This window comes from Streptomyces sp. NPDC059787 (genome assembly GCF_042732315.1).
GTDB lineage: Bacteria > Actinomycetota > Actinomycetes > Streptomycetales > Streptomycetaceae > Streptomyces > Streptomyces atrovirens.
Window position 1 is genome coordinate 1 of the sequence record NZ_JBHWHX010000026.1, and the last position, 21526, is coordinate 21526.

Sequence of the window (21526 nt, forward strand, 5' to 3'; positions counted from 1 at the left end):
GTTTATACCCCACCGCTCGGGGGTCCCACCAGGCCCCGGGGGGGGCGCCGGGCGCAGGGGTGCGCCGGGCGCCGCCGTCCTTGCCCGCTCAGTCCTCGCCGGGTGCCGCCGGGAGCTTGGCCTGGATGAGGTCCATGACCGCGCTGTCCGTCAGCGTCGTGACGTCGCCGAGCTGGCGGTTCTCCGCGACGTCCCGCAGCAGGCGGCGCATGATCTTGCCGGAGCGGGTCTTCGGCAGCTCGGCCACCGGCAGGATCCGCTGGGGCTTGGCGATCGGGCCGAGCGTGGCGCCCACGTGACCCCGCAGCTCGCCGACGAGGTCCTCGCTCTCCGCCGCCGTGCCGCGCAGGATCACGAAGGCGACGATCGCCTGGCCGGTCGTCTCGTCCGCCGCGCCGACCACGGCCGCCTCGGCGACCGACGGGTGCGAGACGAGCGCGGACTCGACCTCCGTGGTGGAGATGTTGTGCCCGGACACCAGCATGACGTCGTCGACCCGGCCGAGCAGCCAGATGTCGCCGTCGTCGTCCTTCTTGGCGCCGTCACCGGCGAAGTACTTGCCCTCGAAGCGCGACCAGTACGTGTCGATGAACCGCTGGTCGTCGCCCCAGATGGTGCGCAGCATCGACGGCCACGGCTCGGTGAGGACCAGGTAGCCACCGCCGCCGTTCGGCACCTCGTTCGCCTCGTCGTCGACGACGGTCGCGGCGATGCCGGGCAGCGGGGTCTGGGCGGAGCCCGGCTTGGCGTCGGTCACGCCCGGCAGCGGCGAGATCATGATGCCGCCGGTCTCGGTCTGCCACCAGGTGTCCACCACCGGGGTGCGGTCCGCGCCGATGTTCTTGCGGTACCAGATCCACGCCTCGGGATTGATCGGCTCGCCCACCGAGCCCAGCACCCGCAGGCTGCTGAGGTCGAACTTGGCGGGGATGTCGTCGCCCCACTTCATGAACGTGCGGATCGCGGTGGGCGCCGTGTAGAGGATCGTCACGCCGTACTTCTGCACGATCTCCCAGAAGCGGCCCTGGTGCGGGGTGTCCGGCGTGCCCTCGTACATCACCTGGGTGGCGCCGTTGGCGAGCGGGCCGTAGACGATGTAGGAGTGCCCGGTGACCCAGCCGACGTCGGCCGTGCACCAGTACACGTCGGTCTCCGGCTTGAGGTCGAAGACCGACCAGTGCGTGTACGCCGTCTGGGTCAGGTAGCCGCCGGAGGTGTGCAGGATGCCCTTCGGCTTACCCGTCGTCCCCGAGGTGTAGAGGATGAACAGCGGGTGCTCGGCCCCGAACGCCTGAGGGGTGTGCTCGGTGCTCTGCCGCTCCACCAGGTCGTGCCACCACACGTCGCGGCCCTCGGTGAAGGCGACGTCCTGGCCGGTGCGGCGGACGACGAGGACGTGCTCGACGGTGCCGGCCTTGGCGACCGCCTCGTCCACGGCCGGCTTGAGCGCGGAGGGCTTGCCGCGCCGGTAGCCGCCGTCGGCCGTGATGACGACGCGCGCGTCGGCGTCCTGGATACGGGTGGCGAGCGCGTCCGCCGAGAAGCCGCCGAAGACGACGGAGTGCGCGGCGCCGATGCGGGCGCAGGCCAGCATCGCGACCGCGGTCTCCGGGATCATCGGCATGTAGACGGCGACCCGGTCGCCCTTCCGGACGCCCAGCTCCAGCAGGGCATTGGCAGCCCTGGAGACCTCGTCCTTGAGCTGGGCGTAGGTGATGGCGCGGCTGTCGCCCGGCTCACCCTCGAAGTGGATGGCGACCCGGTCGCCGTGCCCGGCCTCCACGTGCCGGTCCACGCAGTTGTAGGCGACGTTGAGCTCGCCGTCCTTGAACCACTTGGCGAACGGCGGGTTCGACCAGTCCAGGGTCTCGGTGGGCTCGGTGGCCCAGGTCAGCCGGCGGGCCTGCTCGGCCCAGAAGCCGAGCCTGTCAGCCTTGGCCTGTTCATACGCCTCCGCGGTGACGTTGGCGTTCGCGGCCAGGTCGGCGGGGGGCGAGAAGCGACGCTCCTCCTTCAGAAGGTTGGCCAGGCTTTCATTGCTCACGGCATCTGCCTTTCCCAGGGTGTCCGTTGTGTCCCAGGCCACAGCTCATCAGACCCAAGGGTGCGCTGACAAGGGCCGACGGGAAATTGGTTTAGACCTGTCGGGTGGAGTGGCGTGGTGTGCGACACCCCTTCCCACGGGCCCCGGCGTAAGCCGGTTCAAGGTGTGTAACGCCTCTCACACCCGGACGGGTCACCTCACATCGCCAGGTCCGCGGACCGGACCCGGTCGAACACCTTCTCCTCGTCCCGCTCGGTGAGGAGATACGCCTGGGCCTCACCCACGTGGAAGTACATGCCGTGCAGCTCCAGGGCCCCGTCCTTCATGGCCCGGGCCACCGATTCATGGGCGCGCAGATGTTCCAGCTGCTGCACCACGTTCGTCAGGCAGAGCTGCTCGACCGCGTCGGTGGGGGTCCGCCCGGCCAGCCGTGACGGGGGCAGGCTGCCGTCGCCCATGCGCCGCAGGCTCGGCCGGCCGTGCCGCAGCCAGCGTCTCAGCGGTGTGCGGGTGCCGTCCGGCTCGGTGTCGAGCAGTGCCTGCATCGCACCGCACCCCGAGTGCCCGCACACCGTGATCGACCGGACCGCCAGCACCTCCACGGCGTATTCGATGGCGGCCGCCACCGAGTCGTCGCCGCTCTCCGCGCCGGGCGGCGGCACGAGGTTGCCGACATTGCGCACCACGAACAGGTCTCCCGGACCACTGGCCGTGATCATCGAGGTGACCACCCGGGAGTCGGCGCAGGTCAGGAACAGCTGTCCGGGCCGCTGTCCCTCGCGCGCCAGCCGGGCCAGCTCACCGCGCACCAGGGGAGCGGTGTTGCGCTGGAACGCGCTGATGCCGCGCCGCAGTTCGTGGCCGCCGGTTCCGGCCGGCTCCGGTTCACTTTCATAGGCTCTCTCCGCGCCGTCCGCTGCCTCCGTGCCGTCGGTTCCGCCCGGCAGGGGGCGTGGGCGTTCGCACTGGTGGTTGCGCCAGGCCGTCCAGGGCCGGCAGCGGCAGTCGGCGTCGGACGCGCCGGCCTCCTCGCTCCCGTCGGGCGGGTGTCCGGAGATGAGGGCCGCGGGCTCGGCGATCCGGACCCCGGCGCGGCGGCCGGTGATCTCGACGGTGCCGCCCCGCGCGGTGTGCGTGCTCTGCCAGTCCTGCAGTGTCTCGTACGCCGCGTGGTCCATGAAGGAGCCGTCCAGCGCCACGACCGCGTCGGCCCCTTGGGGGACGAGGTGCAGGGCCCGGCTGAGCCGTGGCACCGCGAGGAACGTCAGCTGACCTCGTACGTGTACGTGATGGACTCCTTCCTCCTCCTCATGCGTGATCCGGGTGCGGGTGAGCCGGTGCAGGGCCACGCCGACGGCGACGGCGATGCCCAGTGCCACGCCCTCCAGGACGCCGAGGGACACGACGCCGAGGGTGGTCACGGCGTAGACCAGGACTTCGCGGTGGCGGGTCACCGTGCGGATGTGGTGCAGGGACACCATCTGGATGCCGACGGCCATCACCAGGGCGGCGAGCGAGGCGAGCGGGATGAGCTCCAGGAGCGGGACCATCAGCAGCGCGGCGATCACTACGAGAACGCCGTGCAGCATCGTGGAGTTCCGGCTCACGGCACCCGCTTTGACATTCGCGGAACTGCGGACCGCCACTCCGGCCACCGGGAGCCCGCCGAGCGAGCCGGAGACGATGTTGGCCGCGCCCTGACCGAGCAGTTCACGGTCCAGGTCGGAGCGCCCGACCTGGCCGGATCCGGGGCGGCCGGACACCAGCTTGTCCACAGCCACGGCCCCGAGCAGCGACTGCACGCTGCACACCAGCGTCGTGGTGAGCACGGCGGCGGCGAGGCCGAGCACGGGTCCCTCGGGCAGCCCGGCCAGGGCGTGGTTGCGCCAGGACGGCAGGTCCACCTTGGGCAGGACGAGGCCGGCCGCGGCGGCGACCGCGGTGGCTCCGGCGACGGCGACGAGTGCCGCCGGCACCGTGCGGAGAACGCGTCCGGCGCGGCCCGGGATCCGGGGCCAGAGCAGCAGCAGGGCCAGTGTCAGCAGGCTCACCGACAGGGCCGCGGGGTGCAGGTTCGCCAACTGGGCGGGGAGGGCGAGGAGGTTGTCGGGGACGGAGCTCTGCGGGGTGCCGCCGAGGACGATGTGCAGCTGGGCGACGGCGATGGTGACGCCGATGCCGGCGAGCATGCCGTGCACGATCGCGGGGCTCACGGCGAGCGCGCCGCGTGCCACGCGCAGGCAGCCGAGACCGAGCTGGGAGATTCCGGCGAGGACGGTGATGGCGCAGGTCGTCCGCCAGCCGTAGTGCTGGATGAGGTCGGCGGTGACGACGGTGAGTCCGGCGGCGGGACCGCTCACCTGGAGCGGGGAGCCGCCGATCCGCCCGGCGACGATTCCGCCCACGGCGGCGGCGACCAGGCCGGCCTGGAGCGGCGCGCCGGTGGCGAGGGCGATGCCGAGGGACAGCGGGAGGGCGATCAGGAAGACCGCGATCGAGGCCGACAGGTCGGCTCCCGCGATACGCGGGTGTCGAGGGCCGGGCGGTGGCGGGCTGTGGGGTGGGTGGGCGCGCTCGGTCCGATCCGAGTCGGCGGCACGGGCGGGAACACAGGCGGACATGGTTTCCCTTCTCTCGTACATCAACAATCTGTAAACGGATCGTAATTGAGAGTAAAGGACTGGCATAGACTTTCCGGGCAAATGGATGAATCAACCACCCTGGCGGGTGATGCAGCCATTTCATCGGCTTGTCGTACTAATTCCTTCTTCTTTCCGTGCGACTTTGACGGCGCTGTCGGCCTGGACCGGCACTGCACCAGACGAAGCCCTCATCGAGCTCGGCCCGAGAGAAGGAAGAAGGTGGGCGGATGGCCGCCACCCGCGGAATCGCCACGGGCACTGTGATCGTCGCGGTCTGCGTCGCCTCGCTCGCCGGCTGCGGGACCGGCACCGACAGCACCGGCGAGCAGGCGCGTGACCAGGAGAAGGCCAAGCCGGCTCCGGCACCGAAGAACGTCGTCCGGCTGATCGGCGACGGCTCCACCGCGTACACCGGGGCACAGCCGCACCTGCCCCGGCCCGAGCGGCTGAAGCGCGGTGAGAAGCCCCCGCAGTTCGTGGTCTTCTCCTGGGACGGCGCGGGCGAGGACGGCCAGAGGCTCTTCTCGCATTTCCGCGAGGTCGCCAAGGAGAACAACGCGACCATGACGTACTTCCTGAGCGGCGTGTACCTGCTGCCGGAGGAGAAACGCGATCTGTACCGCCCGCCGCAGCACTCCCCGGGCCGCTCCGACATCGGCTTCAACGACCAGGAGGGCATCGCCGACACCGTGAGGCAGCTGCGCCTCGCGTGGCTCGAGGGCAACGAGATCGGAACCCATTTCAACGGGCACTTCTGCGGCAGCGGCGGTGGGGTCGGCGAATGGTCGGTGGCGGAGTGGAAGGAGGAGATCGCCCAGGCCAAGCGCTTCGTGAAGACCTGGAAGACCAACACCGGCATGAAGAACTCGGCCCCGCTGCCCTTCGACTACGACAAGGAGCTGATCGGCGCCCGCACCCCCTGCCTGGAGGGGCAGAAGAACTTCATGAAGGCCGCCCGCGACCTGGGCTTCCGCTACGACACCAGCGGGGTCAACGACCAGGTGTGGCCGAAGAAGAAGCAGGGTCTGTGGGACCTGTCGATGCAGCTCGTGCCCTTCCCCGGGCACTCCTTCGAACAGCTCACCATGGACTACAACTTCATGGTCAACCAGTCCGGCACCACAACCCAGGGCGACCCCGCCAAGCACGAGATGTGGGGCGACCAGATGCGGGACGGCCTCCTCCGGGGCTTCGAGCGGGCCTACAAGGGCAACAGGGCACCCCTGATCATCGGCAACCACTTCGAGTCCTGGAACGGCGGCACCTACATGCGGGCCGTCGAGGAGGTCGTCGAAGAGGTGTGCACCAAGCCCGACGTGCGCTGTGTCTCCTTCCGGCAGTTGGTGGACTGGCTGGACGCCCAGGACCCGGGGACCCTGGCGAAACTGCGCACGCTGGGCGTCGGCGAGGCCCCGAAGAAGGGCTGGAGGTCCTTCCTGTCCGGCGATTCCGCGCCGGCCCCCAAGGGGGTGCCCGGAGCCCCGGCCGGCAAACGGTGAGCGTCAGGCGGACGCCGTGACGTTCTCGCCGAGCACGAAACCGGGGTCGATCTGGGACGCCAGGTCGGCCCCGGTGCGCTCGTCGCCCCACGACCGGGCGTTCTTCAGATGGAAGTGCGCCATCTGGCGGGTGTAACGCTCGCGGTCGCGCGACTCGTACGTCGCGTCGGCGGCCGAGTGCAGCAGGCGCAGCGCGTCCCGGTTGGGCTCCTCCAGGAGGTCGAACCGGGGCGGCCGGCCCTTCTCCATGGCCCGGACCCAGTCCGAGTGCCCCACCGTCACCAGCAGGTCCTCCCCGGCCTCCGCGCGGAGGAAGTCGAGGTCGTCCGGGCCCTGCACCTTGTTGCCGACGACCTTCAGGGTGACGCCGAAGTCGCGGGCGTACTCCTTGTACTGGCGGTAGACGGAGACCCCCTTCCGGGTCGGCTCGGCCACGAGGAACGTGATGTCGAAGCGGGTGAACATGCCGGAGGCGAAGGAGTCCGAGCCGGCCGTCATGTCGACCACGACGTACTCGCCGGGGCCGTCCACCAGGTGGTTCAGACACAGTTCCACCGCTCCGGTCTTGGAGTGGTAGCAGGCGACCCCCAGGTCGGCGTCGGTGAAGGGGCCGGTGACCATCAAACGGACGGCCCCGCCGTCGAGTTCCACCGGCCGCGCACAGGCGTCGTAGACCGGATTGTCCTCGCACACCCGCAACAGCCGGGAGCCCTCACCGGGCGGAGTGGTCTTGATCATCGTCTCGGCGGACGCGATGCGCGGATTGGTGCCGCGCAGGTAGTCCTTGATCAGCGGCAGGTGCTCTCCCAGCGCGGGCAGCGCGGCCGCCTCCGCCTCGTCCAGGCCCAGTGCGGCCCCGAGGTGCTGGTTGATGTCGGCGTCCACCGCGACGGCCGGGGCGCCGACGGCCGCGAGATGACGGATGAACAGGGAGGACAGGGTCGTCTTTCCGCTGCCGCCCTTCCCCACGAAAGCAATTTTCATGTTCACCAAGCGTAATGGAACGGTAGCTTTATGTGGCAGTCGGGCGTGAAGAAGACCACTCCTTCGTGGGGCGGGCGCCGGAGGTGCGTAGTGTCGTACTCATGAGTACGACAGGCGCGACCGCCGACCCGCTCGCCGCCCTGGGCTCCCTGCCCGGAGTGGCCGACTCCGTGGAGTCCGTGCGCAAGGCCGTGGACCGGGTCTACGGGCACCGGGTCATGCGGCGGCGCAGCAACGAGATCACCTCCGAGGCGGCGCTGCGCGGCGCCCGTGGCTCGGCGGCGCTGTCGGGCGCGGACTGGGCCCTGGAGGAGGTGCGCCGGCGCAGCGACTTCAGCGGCGACGACGGCGCCCGCACGATGGGCGCGGCACTGCGGCTGACCGCCGAGGCGGGGCAGTTGCTGTCCATCTGGCGGCAGTCGCCCCTGCGGGTCCTGGCCCGGCTGCACCTGGTCGCGGCGGCCGACAAGGCCGAGCGGGTCGGACGCCCCCGGCAGGAGGGCGAGCCGGTCGACGAGCCCCTGATCGGACTCGGTCTGCCGAGCGCGGCGGAGGCGCACGGCCGGCTGGACGGGCTGTCCGAGCTGATCATCGCGGGCGGTTCCGCCCCGGCGCTGGTGACGGCCGCCGTCGTGCACGGCGAACTTCTCGCGCTGCGCCCCTTCACCTCCCACAACGGCCTGGTCGCGCGTACGGCCGAACGCATCGTCCTGGTCGGCAGCGGTCTCGACCCCAAGTCGGTCTGCCCGGCGGAGGTCGGGCACGCCGAGCTGGGTCAGGAGGCCTACATCAAGGCGCTGGAGGGGTATGTCTCCGGTACCCCCGAGGGTGTGGCGGCCTGGATCGCCCATTGCGGGCGCGCGGTCGAGCTGGGGGCGCGCGAGTCGACGGCCGTGTGCGAGGCGCTCCAGCGCGGGGCCGCGTAAAAGGGGCTGGAGAAGGACCCGGCAGAAATGCGGCGGTACGAATACTCGTACCGCCGCTGGCATGTCCACCGCGTTACCAGGCGTCCTCGATATGTGCCCATCAGGTCGGGAACTTCGCCCGTCACCTGGTGCGGCTGGCCCGTAATCGACGGGTCGACGTCGCGTGGGTTCCCGGTGTTCATGCTCGGTCCGTGGGGCCACACATGCGTTGGTGAGGGTGATCCTCGCGGATGCCCCTGGTCTCGCGGGCCGTTAAGTCCTTTGTACTCCGGGTGCGAAGCAAGCGGAAGCCCTCACCCTGCTTCTTTACTTTTGCCCTCAAAGCCGACCCGAACGGGCACCGACGGGGCGTTCGCGGCCGACGATCGGCGGGGCGGCTCGCGCGGGAGGCGGTCAGGCGACCGTCGTACGGCGTCGGCTCGCGTACCAGACGAGGCCCGCGGTGGCCGCCGCGGCGCCTATGGCGGCCGCCGCGACCAGGGCGGGGCGCGGCGGTACGGAGAACGCGGGGAAGCGCTGCTTGAGCCGTACCGGCCGGTGGAAGTCGAGGATCGGCCACTCCCGCGCGAGGGCCTCCCGGCGCAGTGCGCGGTCGGGGTTCACGGCGTGCGGGTGGCCCACGGACTCCAGCATCGGCACATCGGTCACCGAGTCGCTGTAGGCGTAACACCGGGTCAGGTCGTAGCCCTCCGACTCCGCCAGCTCCCGGACCGCCTCGGCCTTGGTCGGGCCGTACGCGTAGTACTCCACCTCGCCGGTGAAGCACCCGTCGTCACCTACGACCATACGGGTGGCCACCACCCGGTCCGCGCCGAGCAGTTCGCCGATCGGCTCGACGACCTCGGCGCCCGACGTGGACACGATCACGACGTCGCGTCCCGCGGTGTGGTGCTGCTCGATGAGGGTGGCGGCCTCGTCGTAGATGATCGGGTCGATCAGGTCGTGCAGTGTCTCGGCGACGATCTCCTTGACCTGCTGGACGTTCCAGCCGCGGCACAGTGCGGACAGGTACTTGCGCATCCGCTCCATCTGGTCGTGATCGGCGCCGCCGGCCAGGAACACGAACTGGGAGTACGCGGTGCGCAGGACAGCCCTGCGGTTGATCAGGCCGCCTTGATAGAACGACTTGCTGAACGTGAGCGTGCTCGACTTCGCAATGACCGTCTTGTCCAGGTCAAAGAAGGCGGCTGTGCGGGGCATCGAGTGGTTTTCCACGTCCTTGAGCATAGGCGCAGCCCATTCGGCGTAAGGTGGGGCGTGTGGGTTTGCCTGAGAGGGCTCTCGGGTACACCATGGAAGTCACGGATCGTTCGCGACCGTGTCTAACCCGGTCCGACTCCTCCCCCCCCGAGTCGGCCGTGGGGACGACCCCCGCTCTCCCCCCCGGCGGGGGTCGTCGCATGTCCGGGTGGGTTTTCCTCATTCTCCTCGTGGTTGGTGCATCGTGCCGGTGCCGCGCTCATGGTCATCTGTCATGTCCATGAATAGTTACCCGCGGTAGTCGTAGGACTGCTTTACGGAAGTCGCACAGGGGGTGTGCGGGACTCACCGGTCCGGGTGACCGCGATATTCACAGGCGCCGCCCCGTCCACAGTTATCGACCAAGATCCACATGTTTTTCCGGATCGCCGCATCGTGATTCCGACGCGCCCGCTCACCGCGAGTTCACACCCGGTTCCGTTTGTCGGGCCGCGTACGGCCGGTTTCCGCCGGCCGTTCAAAGAAGAACCGCTTGCCGGCTCTTCACACGTCTGGGAATCGCGGGGCCGCAGGGGCTGCGCGAGAGATGCAGCAAAGGGGGACGAACATGTCCGGAACCATCACCCACGATCCGCCGCCGGCCTCCGGAGGAGGCCGGCCTGGCGCACCGCTGATCCTCACCGAGGACGCCGGGCTCCTCGACGACCTGCTGCGCCTGTGCGCGGCGGCCGGCGCCACACCGGAGGTCCATCACACGGTGCCGGAACCAAGGGGCAGCTGGGAGGCCGCACCACTGGTCCTGGTCGGGGACGACGCCGCGCGACGGGTGCGCGGAGCGGCACGCAGGCCGGGAGTGGTGCTGGTCGGCCGCGACCAGGACGACTCCGGGGTCTGGCGGCGGGCCGTCGAGATCGGCGCCGACCACGTGCTGATGCTGCCGGACGGCGAGCAGTGGCTGGTCGACCGCATCGCCGACGTGGCCGAAGGCGTCGGACGGCCCGCCCTGACCGTCGGTGTCATCGGCGGCCGGGGCGGCGCCGGGGCGTCCACGCTCGCGTGCGCGCTCGCCGTCACCTCCGCGCGTGAGGGACTGCGCACCCTCCTGGTGGACGCCGACCCGCTGGGCGGCGGACTCGACGTGGCCCTCGGGGGCGAGACGGCCAAAGGGCTGCGCTGGCCGGCGTTCGCCGCGTCACACGGCCGGGTCGGCGGCGGCGCCCTGGAGGAGTCACTGCCGGAACTGCACTCGCTGAGGGTGCTCAGCTGGGACCGCGGCGACTGCCTCGCCGTACCGCCCAGGGCCGTACGCGCGGTGCTTGCCGCGGCACGGCGCGGGGGCGGCACCGTCGTGGTCGACCTGCCGCGCCGCGTCGACGACGGGGTCGCCGAGGTTCTCGCCCAGCTCGACCTCGGACTCCTCGTGGTCCCCGCGGAACTGCGCGCCGTCGCGGCGGCGGGCCGCGTCGCCTCCGCCGTGGGCATGGTCCTGCGTGATCTGCGGGTGGCGGTACGCGGGCCGTACGCGCCGGGGCTGGACGACCGTGAGGTGGCCCGGCTGCTCGGGCTGCCCCTCGCCGGAGACGTGCCCGCCGAGCCCGCCCTGCGGCGCCCGTACGAGGCGGGCCGGCCGCCCGGGGTCTCGGGCCGGGGCCCGCTGGCCCGCTTCTGCAAGGAGTTCTGGGAGCGGGCGCTGGTGGAGGCGAGGACGGCATGAGGAGGCCGGTGACGAGCGGAACGGTCATGCCTCCCGGCCTGCTCGACGGGGTGCGGCGGTGGCTGGCCGAGAGCGGGGCCGAGCCGACGCCCGCGCGGGTGGCGCAGGCGCTGCGGGACCAGGGGCGGGTGCTCGGTGACGCCGAGGTGCTCGGAGCGGCCGAGCAGCTGCGGTCCGAGCTGGTCGGCAGCGGGCCGCTGGAACGGCTCCTGTCCGAGCCCTCGGTGACCGACGTGCTGGTGTCGGCGCCGGACCGGGTCTGGGTGGACCGGGGCGGCGGGCTGGAACCGACCGAGGTGGCCTTCCCCGACGAGACGGCCGTCCGGCGCCTCGCCCAGCGGCTCGCCGCCGTGGCCGGCCGGCGCCTGGACGACGCCCGGCCCTGGGTCGACGCGCGGCTGCCCGACGGGACCAGACTGCACGCCGTGCTGCCCCCGGTGGCCGTCGGCGGCACCTGCCTGTCGCTACGGGTCGTACGACCGCGCGCCTTCACCCTCGACGAGCTCGTGGCGGCCGGGACGGTCCCGCCGGGCGGGGACCGCGTGCTGCGGGCACTGCTGGACGCGCGGCTGTCGTTCCTCGTCAGCGGAGGGACCGGCAGCGGCAAGACGACCTTGCTGAGCGCGCTGCTGGGGCTGGTCGGGCCGGACGAGCGCATCGTCCTGGCCGAGGACTCGGCGGAACTGCGGCCCGACCACCCGCACGTCGTGCGCCTGGAGACCAGACCCGCCAACCAGGAGGGCGCGGGCCTGGTCACCCTGGAGGACCTGGTGCGGCAGGCACTGCGGATGCGGCCGGACCGGCTGGTCGTCGGTGAGGTGCGCGGCCCGGAGGTGGTCCATCTGCTGGCCGCCCTCAACACGGGCCACGACGGCTCGGGAACGGTCCATGCCAACGCCGCCACCGATGTACCGGCCCGGCTGGAGGCACTCGGTACGGCCGCCGGACTCGACCGGTTCGCCCTGCACAGCCAGGCGGCGGCCGCCCTCTCGGTGGTGCTGCACCTCGTACGCGACCGGAGCGGGCGGCGGCGGATCGCGGAGGTGCACGTGCTGGAACGGGACCCGTCAGGGCTGGTGCGGACGGTGCCGGCGCTGCGGTGGGGCCCGCAGGCCTTCACCCGGGAGCGGGGATGGCAGCGCCTGCGGGAGCTGCTCCGGAACGCGAACACCGGCGGACCGGACGAGGGGATCGGAGGATGAACGGGACGACCGAGGTGTCGACGGGTGCGGCCGTGGCGTGCCTGGGGACCGCGGCCTGGCTGTTGGGCGGAGGGCATGCCGGGGCCAGGCGGACGCGGCTGCTGCTGGCCGGCGGAGGCGCGGTGGGCAGCGGACCGCCGGGGTGGCCCCGGATGACCCGCGCGTGGGGGCGGACGCGCGGGCGGCTGCGGGCCGAGTGGTGGTCGTTGGCCGCCGGCCTGGTGCTGGCGGTGCTGGGTGCGTCGCTGCTGCCGGTCGTCGCGGGGGCGGCCGGGGTGCCTTTGCTGAGACGGGTGCGGCGGACCGCCGGGGAACGCCGCGCGCGGGAGGGCCGCGGCGACGCGGTGATCGCGTTGTGCGGGGCGCTCGCCGGGGAGGTGCGCGCCGGACGGCAGCCGGGTGAGGCGCTGCTGCCGGCCGCGCGGGACTCCGGCGGACTCGGTGACATACAGGCGACGGTGCTCGCGGCGGCGCGCTTCGGCGGGGACGTCCCGGAGGCGCTCGCGCGGGCGGCACGGCAACCGGGTGCCGAAGGGCTGCGGGGACTCGCCGCGTGCTGGCGGGTGGCGGTGGACCAGGGAGCCGGGCTCGCGGCCGGACTCGACCGGCTGGAAGCGGCGCTGTGCGCCGAACGGGACCAGCGGGCCGACCTGCGTGCCCAGTTGGCCGGCGCCCGCGCGACGGCGGTGCTGCTCGCCGGGCTCCCGGTCGTGGGCCTGGCCCTCGGTGCGGCTCTCGGCGCCGACCCGCTGCACATCCTGCTGCACACACCGTCAGGACTGGTCTGTCTGGCGGTCGGCGGGGTGCTGGAGGGTCTGGGGCTGTGGTGGGCGCTGCGGATCATGCGGGGCGCCGAGGAGGGGGCGGCATGAGCGGGGACCTTGTCCACAGGCTGGGGGCAGTGGTGGGGACGGTGTTCACGCTCGCCTGGCTGGCGGGGTGGTGGGGCCGCGCGCGGCGCGAGCGGAGAGCACGGCGGCGACTGGCCGAGGTGCTGGCCCTGGAACGGACGGCGACCGCCGCGCACCACACGCTGCTGCGCGTCGCGCGGAGTTGGCTGCCGTACGCGGGCGTGGCGGGTGCCGGATGGGTGCTGGTGGGAGGTCCCGCCGGAGCGGTGGCGGGGCCGGCCGTCGCGGCCGGAGTGTGGTGGTGGCGCCTGCGGCAGAAGGCCGCCGCTCCGCACGCGCGGGAGACGGACACCGCCGGGGCGGGACATCAACTGCCGCTCGCCGCCGACCTGCTGTCCGCCTGTATCGAGGCGGGCGCCGGCCCGGTACTCGCCGCGCAGGCCGTCGGAGAAACCTTGGGCGGGCCGGTCGGGGAGGCGCTGGCGCGGGGCGCGGCGGAGGTACGGCTCGGCGGTGAACCGGCCGCGGCATGGCGCCGGCTGGCGTCGGTGCAGGGCGCCCGGCACCTGGCCCGGCTGCTGGAGCGGGCCGATGTGTCCGGACTTCCCCTGGCCGCTCCCGTGGCCCGGCTCGCCGCCGAGGCCCGCGCGGAGTGGACCCGCGCGGCGACGGCACGGGCCCGGCGGGCGGCCGTCATGGTCAGCGCGCCGGTGGGGCTGTGCTTCCTGCCCGCGTTCATCACGGTCGGCGTGCTGCCCGTGGTGATCGGGCTCGCGGGCGGGGTGCTGGGAGGAGGTGGTGCCTGACGGGAGACGACCGACGGCAGCGGCAGGGCTCACGAGATCAGTACGACTACTCCATACGGGGGTTGAGATGTATCAGGCGGTACGGGCACGACTGCGTGCCCTGGTGTGCAAGGTGCGTACGGCACGGAGGGACACAGGAATGGTGACTTCGGAGTACGCGATGGGCATCGTGGCGGCGGTGGCGTTCTCCGTCGTGCTCTACAAGGTGGTCACCAGCGGACCGGTCGCCGCGGCGCTGCGGAACATCGTGCAACAGGCACTCGATGGCCGGGTGTGAGCGGCGTGCGGACCGCGGGTTCGTGACGGCGGAGTCGGCCATGGTGCTGCCCGTGCTGGTGATGTTCGCGACGGCACTGGTCTGGGGCCTGCTGGTGGTGGCGGCGCAGATCCAGTGCGTCGACGCGGCGCGCGCGGGCGCCCGCGCGGCGGCCCGGCAGGATCCCCCTGACGCCGTTGTCGAGGCGACTCGCGCGGTGGCACCGCCCGGCGCGAGAGTCACGGTGAGCCGGGAGGCCGAGCAGGTCCGGGTGGTCGTCGAGGCCAGGCCCCCGGTCCTGCGCGGGCTGCCCTTCGACCTGCGGGAGGAGGCCGTCGCCGCGGTGGAGGAGACGGTGGGGGCGGCGGCGTGAGGGCCCGGTTCCGGGTGCGGCGGCCGGCGGACGGGCTGCGGCCCGCACGGTGTTCCGACCGGGGGTCGGCGACCGTCTGGAGCGTCGGTGCGATCGCCGTGCTGTGTGTGGTGTTCGGCGTCGTCCTTGCCCTGGGACACGCCGTCGTGGTCCGGCACCGGGCGGCCGGCGGCGCGGATCTGGCGGCGCTCGCGGCGGCGGACCACTGGACGCGGGGCGGTACGGCGGCCTGCGCCCGGGCGGACCGGGTGGCCCGGGCACAGGGCACACGGCTCGTACGGTGCGTGATCACCGGCGAGGTGTCGGACGTGTCGGTGGTGTCGGGACGGGGGCCGTTCGCGGCGGAGATCAGGGCCAGGGCGGGGCCTGCGGAACCTCCGCGCCAAGGGGCGGCTCCGGGCGGGTTCGGGGTGCCGGGGCCGGCTCGGACTCAGGGCGGAGCCGGGGCGCCGGGGCCGGCACAGGGCTCCGCCCGGGCGCCGTGACCAGCCCGGGTTCCGGATGCGGCCCGGGTTCCGGATCAGGCGTGGAGCGGGATCGGGCGTGGAGCCGGAACAGGACCTGGCTCCGCATCAAGCCCGCGTTCCGCTTCAGGTCGCGTTCCGCACCAGGACCGAGTTCCGTGTCAGGACCGAGTTCCGTGTCAGGACCGAGTTCCGTGTCAGGCTCGGGCGCCGGTGTCGGGCCCGGCTACGCCCCAGCGGTCCCGGCCGCTCCCGCGGCGTCCTCCGTACCCTCCGGCTTCTCCGCCGGTGCGCCCTCCAGCAGCACCGTGAGAAGTCGTACCGCGCCCCGCTTGTGCAGGGGGTCGTTGCCGTTGCCGCACTTGGGGGACTGGATGCAGGAGGGGCAGCCGGCGTCGCACTCGCAGGAGGCGATGGCCTGACGGGTGGCGGTGAGCCAGGCGCGGGCGGTGTGGAAGGCGCGCTCCGCGAAGCCCGCACCGCCCGGATGACCGTCGTAGACGAAGACCGTGGGCAGCAGCGTGTCGGGGTGCAGCGGGATCGAGACACCGCCGATGTCCCAGCGGTCGCAGGTCGCGAAGAGCGGCAGCATGCCGATCGACGCGTGCTCGGCGGCGTGCAGGGCACCACCGAGGATCTCCGGGTTGATCCGGGCGCGGTCCAGCTGGTCCTCGGTGACCGTCCACCACACAGCGCGGGTGCGCAGCGTACGAGGAGGGAGGTCGAGCTTCGTCTCGCCCAGCACTTCGCCGGTGATGACCCGCCGGCGCAGGAAGGAGACCACTTGGTTGGTGACCTCGACGGAGCCGTAGCACAGGCGGCCGTCGCCCCACGGGATCTCGGTGTCCGTCTCCAGCACGGAGATCGACGTCGTGTCCCTGGCCACCGTCGTGTACGTCGGCGTCGCCCGCTCGACCAGGGCGACGGAGTCCTCCAGGTCGAGCGAGCGGACGAGATACGTCAGGCCCTGGTGCAGATGGACCGCGCCCTCGTGGACGCTCGTGTGGGCCGCGCCCGCGTCGACCGTGCCGAGCAGCCTGCCCGTACCGGCCTCGACGACCTGGACCGGCCGGCCGCCCTGACCCCGGATGTCGGTCAGGTCGGCGGCCCGCTCCCGGCGGGTCCAGTGCCAGGCCTTCGTCCGGCGGCGCAGCAGCTTCGCGGCCTCCAGCTGCGGGAGCAGCTCCCCGGTGGCCGGGCCGAACAGGTCCAGGTCCTCCTCGGTCAGCGGCAGCTCCTCGGCCGCCGCGCACAGGTGCGGGGCGAGCACGTAGGGGTTGTCGGGGTCGAGGACGGTGGACTCCACGGGCCGGTCGAAGAGAGCCTCCGGGTGGTGGACGAGAAAGGTGTCCAGGGGGTCGTCGCGGGCTACCAGGACGGCGAGGGCACCCTGCCCGGACCGTCCCGCGCGCCCGGCCTGCTGCCACAGGGAGGCCCGGGTGCCCGGATAGCCGGCGATGACCACGGCGTCCAGGCCGGAGACGTCCACGCCGAGTTCGAGGGCGTTCGTCGCCGCGAGACCGAGCAGTTCACCGGAGTGCAGGGCGCGTTCCAGGGCGCGGCGCTCCTCGGGGAGGTAGCCGCCCCGGTACGCCGCGACACGCCGGGCCAGCGAGCGGTCGACCTCGGCCAGGCGTTCCTGGGCGATCACGGAGATCAGCTCGGCGCCGCGCCGGGAGCGTACGAAGGTGACCGAGCGGATGCCCTGCACGGTGAGGTCGGTCAGCAGGTCGGCGGCCTCGGCGGTGGCCGTACGGCGGACCGGTGCGCCCTTCTCGCCGTGCAGCTCGGTCAGCGGCGGCTCCCAGAGGGCGAACACCAGTTCACCGCGCGGTGAGGCGTCGTCGGCCACCTCCACGACCGGCACACCGGTGAGGCGGCGGGCGGCGACCGCGGGCTCGGCGGCGGTCGCGGAGGCCAGCAGGAACACGGGCGAGGCGCCGTAGCGGGCGCACAGGCGGCGCAGGCGGCGCAGCACCTGGGCGACGTGCGAGCCGAAGACGCCCCGGTAGGTGTGGCACTCGTCGATGACGACGTACTTCAGCGACTTGAGGAAGGAGGACCAGCGGGGGTGGGCCGGCAGGATGCCCCGATGCAGCATGTCCGGGTTGGCCAGCACGTAGTTGGCGTACTGGCGGATCCACTCGCGTTCCTCGAACGGCGTGTCGCCGTCGTGGACGGCCGCGCGCACCGAATGGCCCAGTGGTTGTGAAAGTTCCTTCACGGATCGGCACTGGTCCGCCGCGAGGGCCTTCGTGGGGGCGAGGTACAGGGCGGTCGCGCCGCGGCCGTTGGGGGCCTCGGCGCCGTCCAGGAGTGTGGACAGGACGGGCATGAGGTACGCAAGGGACTTGCCGGACGCGGTGCCGGTGGCGACCACGACGGACTCGCCGTCCAGGGCGTGCTCGGCGGCGCGTGCCTGGTGGGCCCAGGGGTGTTCGACGCCCGCGGCCCGCACGGCGGCGAGGATCTCCGGACGGATCCGGTCCGGCCAGACGGCATGGCGACCCTCGCGCGGGGGCAAGTGCTCCGTATGAGTGATGCGCGAAGCCCGGTTCGGTCCGGACGCGAGCCGGTCCAGGACCGCGCCCGGGGCGGGCCCGGACGGGAGGTCCGTCGGGGGTCGATCGGATCGGTGATTCTTGGCCATCGGCACCGAGTGTGTCACTGGCGTGACGGACAATGGGGCCAAGGCGTCGTGCACGCCTGCCGGTAAGTGATTGAATGCCATCGCGGCTGGCGAACCGTCCCGGGGGCTGAGCCGAGATGCCCCAAGGGCGACCGCTCGATAGCTAGGTGCTGGAGGATCCGTGGACCTGTCCCTGTCGACCGAAACCATGGGCGATCGCACGATCGTCAGGGTCGGTGGCGAAATCGACGTATATACCGCGCCCAAGCTGCGCGAGCAGTTGGTCGAGCTGGTGAACGACGGCAGTTTCCACCTTGTCGTCGACATGGAAGGTGTGGACTTCCTCGACTCCACCGGACTCGGCGTGCTGGTCGGCGGCCTGAAGCGCGTCCGTGCCCATGAGGGCTCACTGCGCCTGGTCTGCAACCAGGAGCGTATTCTCAAGATCTTCCGCATTACCGGCCTCACCAAGGTGTTCCCGATCCACACCTCGGTCGAGGAAGCGGTGGCGGCCACCGACTGACCACCCCGCTCCCGGGCCGCGTGCCCGGACGGCGGAAGAGAACCAGGAGGAGGGCCGGGCTTTCGGCGGCCCGGCCTCTCCACAGCACGCCCGTAGTCGCGAGGGGGATGCATGGCCACCGTCGAACTCCGCTTCAGCGCGCTGCCCGAGCACGTCAGGACCGCCCGGCTCGTGGCGGCGGCGGTGGCGCGCAGGGCCGGAGTGGACGAGGCCGTCCTCGACGAGGTCAGACTCGCCGTCGGCGAGGCCTGCACCCGTGCCGTGGGACTGCACCGGAACGGCGGCATCTCGGCCCCCGTGAAGGTGCTGCTGATCGAGGAGGAGAAGCAGTTCTCCATCGAGGTCGGCGACGAGGCGCCCCACGCGACCCCCGGCGAGCGGGCGCCCGGTGACGCGCCGGGCGACGCCGACGCGGAGACCGAGGAGGACGAGATGGGCCTCGCGGTCATCAGCGGACTCGTCGACGACGTCGAGGTCAGCGCGGGGCAGCACGGCGGATCGATCCGCATGAGGTGGCCCACCGTGCCGCCGGCCACCCTCCTCGCCTGACCGCTTCACCCGGACGGCGACCGTTTTTCCGAAGGGCCCCCTCGTGGGGCCCTTCGTCATGTGCGGGTGTCAGTGCCCGCGCTTACAGTGGTCTCGTGCGGTTGATCGCGTGAATTCGTTCACGACCAACCGTGCCACGAAAATGCGATCACGTGAATGCTCCAAAGGCATTACCGATTTCCGGTCGCCGACCGCAGGCGATCATTAGGGAAGATCGCGTACAGGACATTTACATTTCACGCGCTCTGTTTTGATCTGCTTCCGGTACCTACAATCCCGTCCACATCTTGAGCTCAGCCCAAGCGTCAAGGAGGACGAATGGCGGGGCTTTCCCTCACACAAGAGTCGGGCCAGTCCACATCCCTCGCAGCCGCCGTGCTGACCGACGACAACCGCCTGCTCGTGGTGGTCATCGGCGTCGTCGCGCTGGCGGCCCTGGTGGTCGCCGGAGTCCTGGTGCGCCAGGTTCTCGCGGCCGGCGAGGGCACCGACAGCATGAAGAAGATCGCGGCAGCGGTCCAGGAGGGCGCGAACGCCTATCTGGCCCGCCAGTTGCGCACCCTCGGTGTATTCGCCGTGGTCGTGTTCTTCCTGCTCATGCTGCTGCCCGCGGACGACTGGAATCAGCGTGCCGGACGGTCGGTGTTCTTCTTGATCGGAGCGGCGTTCTCGGCGGCCACCGGCTATATCGGTATGTGGCTCGCCGTACGTAGCAATGTGCGGGTCGCCGCGGCGGCGCGCGAAGCGACTCCGGCCGAGGGCGAGCCGGAAAAGGATCTCACCGCCGTCTCGCACAAAGCGATGAAGATCGCTTTCCGTACGGGCGGCGTCGTCGGCATGTTCACCGTCGGCCTCGGCCTGCTGGGCGCCTCCTGTGTGGTGCTGGTGTACGCGGCCGACGCCCCGAAGGTGCTCGAGGGGTTCGGTCTCGGGGCCGCGCTGATCGCGATGTTCATGAGGGTCGGCGGCGGCATCTTCACCAAGGCCGCCGACGTCGGCGCCGACCTGGTCGGCAAGGTCGAGCAGGGCATTCCGGAGGACGATCCGCGCAATGCCGCGACCATCGCCGACAACGTGGGCGACAACGTCGGCGACTGCGCGGGCATGGCGGCCGACCTGTTCGAGTCGTACGCCGTGACCCTGGTGGCCGCGCTGATCCTGGGCTCGGCGGCGTTCGGCGACGCCGGGCTCGCCTTCCCGCTGCTGGTGCCCGCCATCGGTGTCCTCACCGCGATGGCCGGCATCTTCGCGGTGGCCCCGAGGCGCGCCGACCGCAGCGGCATGAGCGCGATCAACCGGGGTTTCTTCATCTCCGCGCTGATCTCGCTCGTCCTGGTCGCGATCGCCGTGTTCGTCTATCTGCCGTCGTCGTACGCCGATCTCGACGGCGTCACCGACGAGGCGATCCTGGGCAAGGACGGCGATCCGCGGATCCTCGCGCTCGTCGCGGTGGCCATCGGCATCGTGCTCGCCGCCCTCATCCAGCAGCTCACCGGCTACTTCACCGAGACGACCCGGCGTCCCGTGCGGGACATCGGCAAGACCTCGCTCACCGGCCCGGCCACCGTCGTCCTCTCCGGTATCTCGATCGGTCTCGAATCCGCCGTCTACACCGCCCTGTTGATCGGACTCGGCGTGTACGGGGCGTTCCTGCTCGGCGGTACGTCGATCATGCTGGCGCTGTTCGCGGTGGCGCTGGCCGGCACCGGACTGCTCACCACGGTCGGTGTGATCGTCGCGATGGACACCTTCGGCCCGGTCTCCGACAACGCGCAGGGCATCGCCGAGATGTCCGGCGACGTGGAGGGCGCGGGCGCCCAGGTGCTCACCAACCTGGACGCGGTCGGCAACACCACCAAGGCCATCACCAAGGGCATCGCGATCGCCACGGCCGTACTGGCGGCGGCGGCGCTGTTCGGTTCGTACCGGGACGCCATCACCACCGGGGCGAGAGACGTGGGCGAGCGGCTCAGCGGTGAGGGCGCGCCGATGAGCCTGATGATGGACATCTCCCAGCCCAACAACCTCGTCGGCCTGATCGCGGGCGCGGCGGTCGTCTTCCTCTTCTCGGGACTGGCGATCAACGCGGTGTCGCGGTCGGCGGGTTCGGTGGTCTACGAGGTGCGGCGGCAGTTCCGTGAGAAGCCCGGGATCATGGACTACAGCGAGGAACCGGAGTACGGCAAGGTCGTCGACATCTGCACCAAGGACGCCCTGCGCGAGCTCGCCACACCCGGACTGCTCGCCGTGATGGCGCCCATCTTCATCGGGTTCACGCTGGGCGTCGGCGCCCTGGGCGCCTTCCTCGCGGGCGCGATCGGCGCGGGCACCCTGATGGCGGTGTTCCTCGCCAACTCCGGTGGCGCCTGGGACAACGCGAAGAAACTCGTCGAGGACGGCCACCACGGCGGCAAGGGCAGCGAGGCCCATGCGGCCACCGTCATCGGCGACACCGTCGGAGACCCCTTCAAGGACACCGCCGGACCCGCGATCAACCCTCTGCTGAAGGTGATGAACCTGGTGGCGCTGCTCATCGCGCCCGCGGTCATCAAGTTCTCCTACGGCGCGGACAGGAGCGTCGGGATGCGGGTGCTCATCGCGGTCCTGGCGCTGCTCGTCATAGTCGGCGCGGTGTACGTGTCCAAGCGGCGCGGCATCGCGGTGGAGGACGAGGACGACCCCGAGCCGGAGCCCAAGTCGGCCGATCCGGCGGTGGTTTCCTAGAGCCGGACGGCGGACATCGGATCAAGGTGCGGGCGGGGGGGGGGGGGGTGGGGGGCGGGCCCCCCCCGACCCCCGCCCCGGGGCAGGGCGAGGGCGGGCGTGGCAGGGGGGGGGCAGTGGTGGAAATGTACCAGTAAGAG

17 protein-coding genes are annotated in these 21526 nt (G+C 71.7%); 12 read left to right on the forward strand and 5 right to left on the reverse strand.

Translation table 11 applies throughout. The features are described from left to right. Window positions 1-88: 88 nt before the first annotated feature. Window positions 89-2044, reverse strand: a complete 1956-nt coding sequence (gene acs, locus ACFV5H_RS23550) for an acetate--CoA ligase (RefSeq protein WP_385197116.1) — start codon at window positions 2042-2044, stop codon at window positions 89-91. 197 nt (window positions 2045-2241) lie between these two features. Then, window positions 2242-4665 (reverse strand): SulP family inorganic anion transporter, encoded by a 2424-nt coding sequence (locus ACFV5H_RS23555; RefSeq protein WP_385197118.1) that lies wholly within the window; start codon window positions 4663-4665, stop codon window positions 2242-2244. 248 nt (window positions 4666-4913) lie between these two features. On the opposite strand from ACFV5H_RS23555, the gene ACFV5H_RS23560 reads away from it, so the two are divergent. Continuing rightward, the gene (locus ACFV5H_RS23560; protein ID WP_385197120.1) at window positions 4914-6185 is read left to right on the forward strand and encodes a hypothetical protein; all 1272 of its coding nucleotides are present in this window, start codon (window positions 4914-4916) and stop codon (window positions 6183-6185) included. 3 nt (window positions 6186-6188) lie between these two features. Here the strand turns inward: ACFV5H_RS23560 and ACFV5H_RS23565 are convergent, their stop codons facing one another. Then, entirely contained in the window at window positions 6189-7169 is a 981-nt protein-coding gene (locus ACFV5H_RS23565; protein WP_385197122.1) for an ATP-binding protein, read from the reverse strand. Between the two features lie 101 nt (window positions 7170-7270). Between ACFV5H_RS23565 and ACFV5H_RS23570 the strand changes: the two genes are divergently transcribed. Further along, window positions 7271-8095 (forward strand): oxidoreductase, encoded by an 825-nt coding sequence (locus ACFV5H_RS23570; protein ID WP_385054357.1) that lies wholly within the window; start codon window positions 7271-7273, stop codon window positions 8093-8095. A 393-nt stretch (window positions 8096-8488) separates the two neighbouring features. On the opposite strand, the gene ACFV5H_RS23575 is transcribed toward ACFV5H_RS23570, so the two are convergent. Beyond that, the gene (locus tag ACFV5H_RS23575; RefSeq protein WP_385054355.1) at window positions 8489-9322 is read right to left on the reverse strand and encodes an HAD family hydrolase; all 834 of its coding nucleotides are present in this window, start codon (window positions 9320-9322) and stop codon (window positions 8489-8491) included. Window positions 9323-9902: 580 nt separating this feature from the next. Here ACFV5H_RS23575 and ssd point away from each other — a divergent pair. The 7 genes from ssd to ACFV5H_RS23610 all read left to right on the forward strand — a co-directional run bounded on the left by ssd (window position 9903) and on the right by ACFV5H_RS23610 (window position 14982). Continuing rightward, window positions 9903-11009, forward strand: coding sequence for a septum site-determining protein Ssd (gene ssd, locus ACFV5H_RS23580; protein WP_385197124.1), 1107 nt, complete (start codon window positions 9903-9905; stop codon window positions 11007-11009). Further along, window positions 11006-12211 carry a TadA family conjugal transfer-associated ATPase gene (locus ACFV5H_RS23585; protein WP_385054350.1) on the forward strand — a complete coding sequence of 402 codons (1206 nt, stop codon included), beginning with the start codon at window positions 11006-11008 and terminating at the stop codon, window positions 12209-12211. Before ssd ends, ACFV5H_RS23585 begins: the two co-directional genes overlap by 4 nt. Beyond that, window positions 12208-13083, forward strand: a complete 876-nt coding sequence (locus ACFV5H_RS23590; protein ID WP_385197125.1) for a type II secretion system F family protein — start codon at window positions 12208-12210, stop codon at window positions 13081-13083. The genes ACFV5H_RS23585 and ACFV5H_RS23590 overlap by 4 nt, the downstream gene beginning before the upstream one ends. After that, window positions 13080-13868: a type II secretion system F family protein gene (locus tag ACFV5H_RS23595; protein ID WP_385054345.1), complete on the forward strand. Its 789-nt coding sequence runs from the start codon at window positions 13080-13082 to the stop codon at window positions 13866-13868. Before ACFV5H_RS23590 ends, ACFV5H_RS23595 begins: the two co-directional genes overlap by 4 nt. A gap of 67 nt (window positions 13869-13935) precedes the next feature. Beyond that, window positions 13936-14145 (forward strand): DUF4244 domain-containing protein, encoded by a 210-nt coding sequence (locus tag ACFV5H_RS23600; RefSeq protein ID WP_385054343.1) that lies wholly within the window; start codon window positions 13936-13938, stop codon window positions 14143-14145. Then, window positions 14132-14497, forward strand: a complete 366-nt coding sequence (locus ACFV5H_RS23605) for a TadE family type IV pilus minor pilin (RefSeq protein ID WP_385054340.1) — start codon at window positions 14132-14134, stop codon at window positions 14495-14497. The genes ACFV5H_RS23600 and ACFV5H_RS23605 overlap by 14 nt, the downstream gene beginning before the upstream one ends. Window positions 14498-14532: 35 nt before the next feature. Further along, window positions 14533-14982 carry an Rv3654c family TadE-like protein gene (locus tag ACFV5H_RS23610; RefSeq protein WP_385197250.1) on the forward strand — a complete coding sequence of 150 codons (450 nt, stop codon included), beginning with the start codon at window positions 14533-14535 and terminating at the stop codon, window positions 14980-14982. 205 nt (window positions 14983-15187) lie between these two features. Here the strand turns inward: ACFV5H_RS23610 and ACFV5H_RS23615 are convergent, their stop codons facing one another. Continuing rightward, entirely contained in the window at window positions 15188-17692 is a 2505-nt protein-coding gene (locus ACFV5H_RS23615; RefSeq protein WP_385197127.1) for a DEAD/DEAH box helicase, read from the reverse strand. A gap of 79 nt (window positions 17693-17771) precedes the next feature. Between ACFV5H_RS23615 and bldG the strand changes: the two genes are divergently transcribed. From bldG to ACFV5H_RS23630, 3 genes are all read left to right on the forward strand, one after another. Further along, window positions 17772-18113, forward strand: a complete 342-nt coding sequence (gene bldG / locus ACFV5H_RS23620) for an anti-sigma factor antagonist BldG (RefSeq protein WP_003991900.1) — start codon at window positions 17772-17774, stop codon at window positions 18111-18113. A 111-nt stretch (window positions 18114-18224) separates the two neighbouring features. Then, window positions 18225-18662 carry an ATP-binding protein gene (locus ACFV5H_RS23625; protein WP_385054334.1) on the forward strand — a complete coding sequence of 146 codons (438 nt, stop codon included), beginning with the start codon at window positions 18225-18227 and terminating at the stop codon, window positions 18660-18662. Window positions 18663-18980: 318 nt separating this feature from the next. Further along, a complete protein-coding gene (locus ACFV5H_RS23630; protein WP_385054331.1) occupies window positions 18981-21386 on the forward strand; it encodes a sodium-translocating pyrophosphatase in 2406 nt (801 codons plus the stop codon). The last annotated feature ends 140 nt before the right edge of the window (window positions 21387-21526 follow it).

Excerpts from the sequence above, each read along its gene's own strand:
- ACFV5H_RS23625 (WP_385054334.1), top strand. The coding sequence starts at position 18,225 with ATGGCCACCGTCGAACTCCGCTTCAGCGCGCTGCCCGAGCACGTCAGG.
- ACFV5H_RS23615 (WP_385197127.1), bottom strand. The coding sequence starts at position 17,692 with ATGGCATTCAATCACTTACCGGCAGGCGTGCACGACGCCTTGGCCCCA.
- ACFV5H_RS23600 (WP_385054343.1), top strand. The coding sequence starts at position 13,936 with ATGTATCAGGCGGTACGGGCACGACTGCGTGCCCTGGTGTGCAAGGTG.
- ACFV5H_RS23575 (WP_385054355.1), bottom strand. The coding sequence starts at position 9,322 with ATGCTCAAGGACGTGGAAAACCACTCGATGCCCCGCACAGCCGCCTTC.
- ACFV5H_RS23565 (WP_385197122.1), bottom strand. The coding sequence starts at position 7,169 with ATGAAAATTGCTTTCGTGGGGAAGGGCGGCAGCGGAAAGACGACCCTG.
- ACFV5H_RS23555 (WP_385197118.1), bottom strand. The coding sequence starts at position 4,665 with ATGTCCGCCTGTGTTCCCGCCCGTGCCGCCGACTCGGATCGGACCGAG.
- ACFV5H_RS23585 (WP_385054350.1), top strand. The coding sequence starts at position 11,006 with ATGAGGAGGCCGGTGACGAGCGGAACGGTCATGCCTCCCGGCCTGCTC.
- ACFV5H_RS23590 (WP_385197125.1), top strand. The coding sequence starts at position 12,208 with ATGAACGGGACGACCGAGGTGTCGACGGGTGCGGCCGTGGCGTGCCTG.
- ssd (WP_385197124.1), top strand. The coding sequence starts at position 9,903 with ATGTCCGGAACCATCACCCACGATCCGCCGCCGGCCTCCGGAGGAGGC.
- ACFV5H_RS23605 (WP_385054340.1), top strand. The coding sequence starts at position 14,132 with ATGGCCGGGTGTGAGCGGCGTGCGGACCGCGGGTTCGTGACGGCGGAG.
- ACFV5H_RS23630 (WP_385054331.1), top strand. The coding sequence starts at position 18,981 with ATGGCGGGGCTTTCCCTCACACAAGAGTCGGGCCAGTCCACATCCCTC.
- ACFV5H_RS23595 (WP_385054345.1), top strand. The coding sequence starts at position 13,080 with ATGAGCGGGGACCTTGTCCACAGGCTGGGGGCAGTGGTGGGGACGGTG.
- ACFV5H_RS23560 (WP_385197120.1), top strand. The coding sequence starts at position 4,914 with ATGGCCGCCACCCGCGGAATCGCCACGGGCACTGTGATCGTCGCGGTC.
- ACFV5H_RS23570 (WP_385054357.1), top strand. The coding sequence starts at position 7,271 with ATGAGTACGACAGGCGCGACCGCCGACCCGCTCGCCGCCCTGGGCTCC.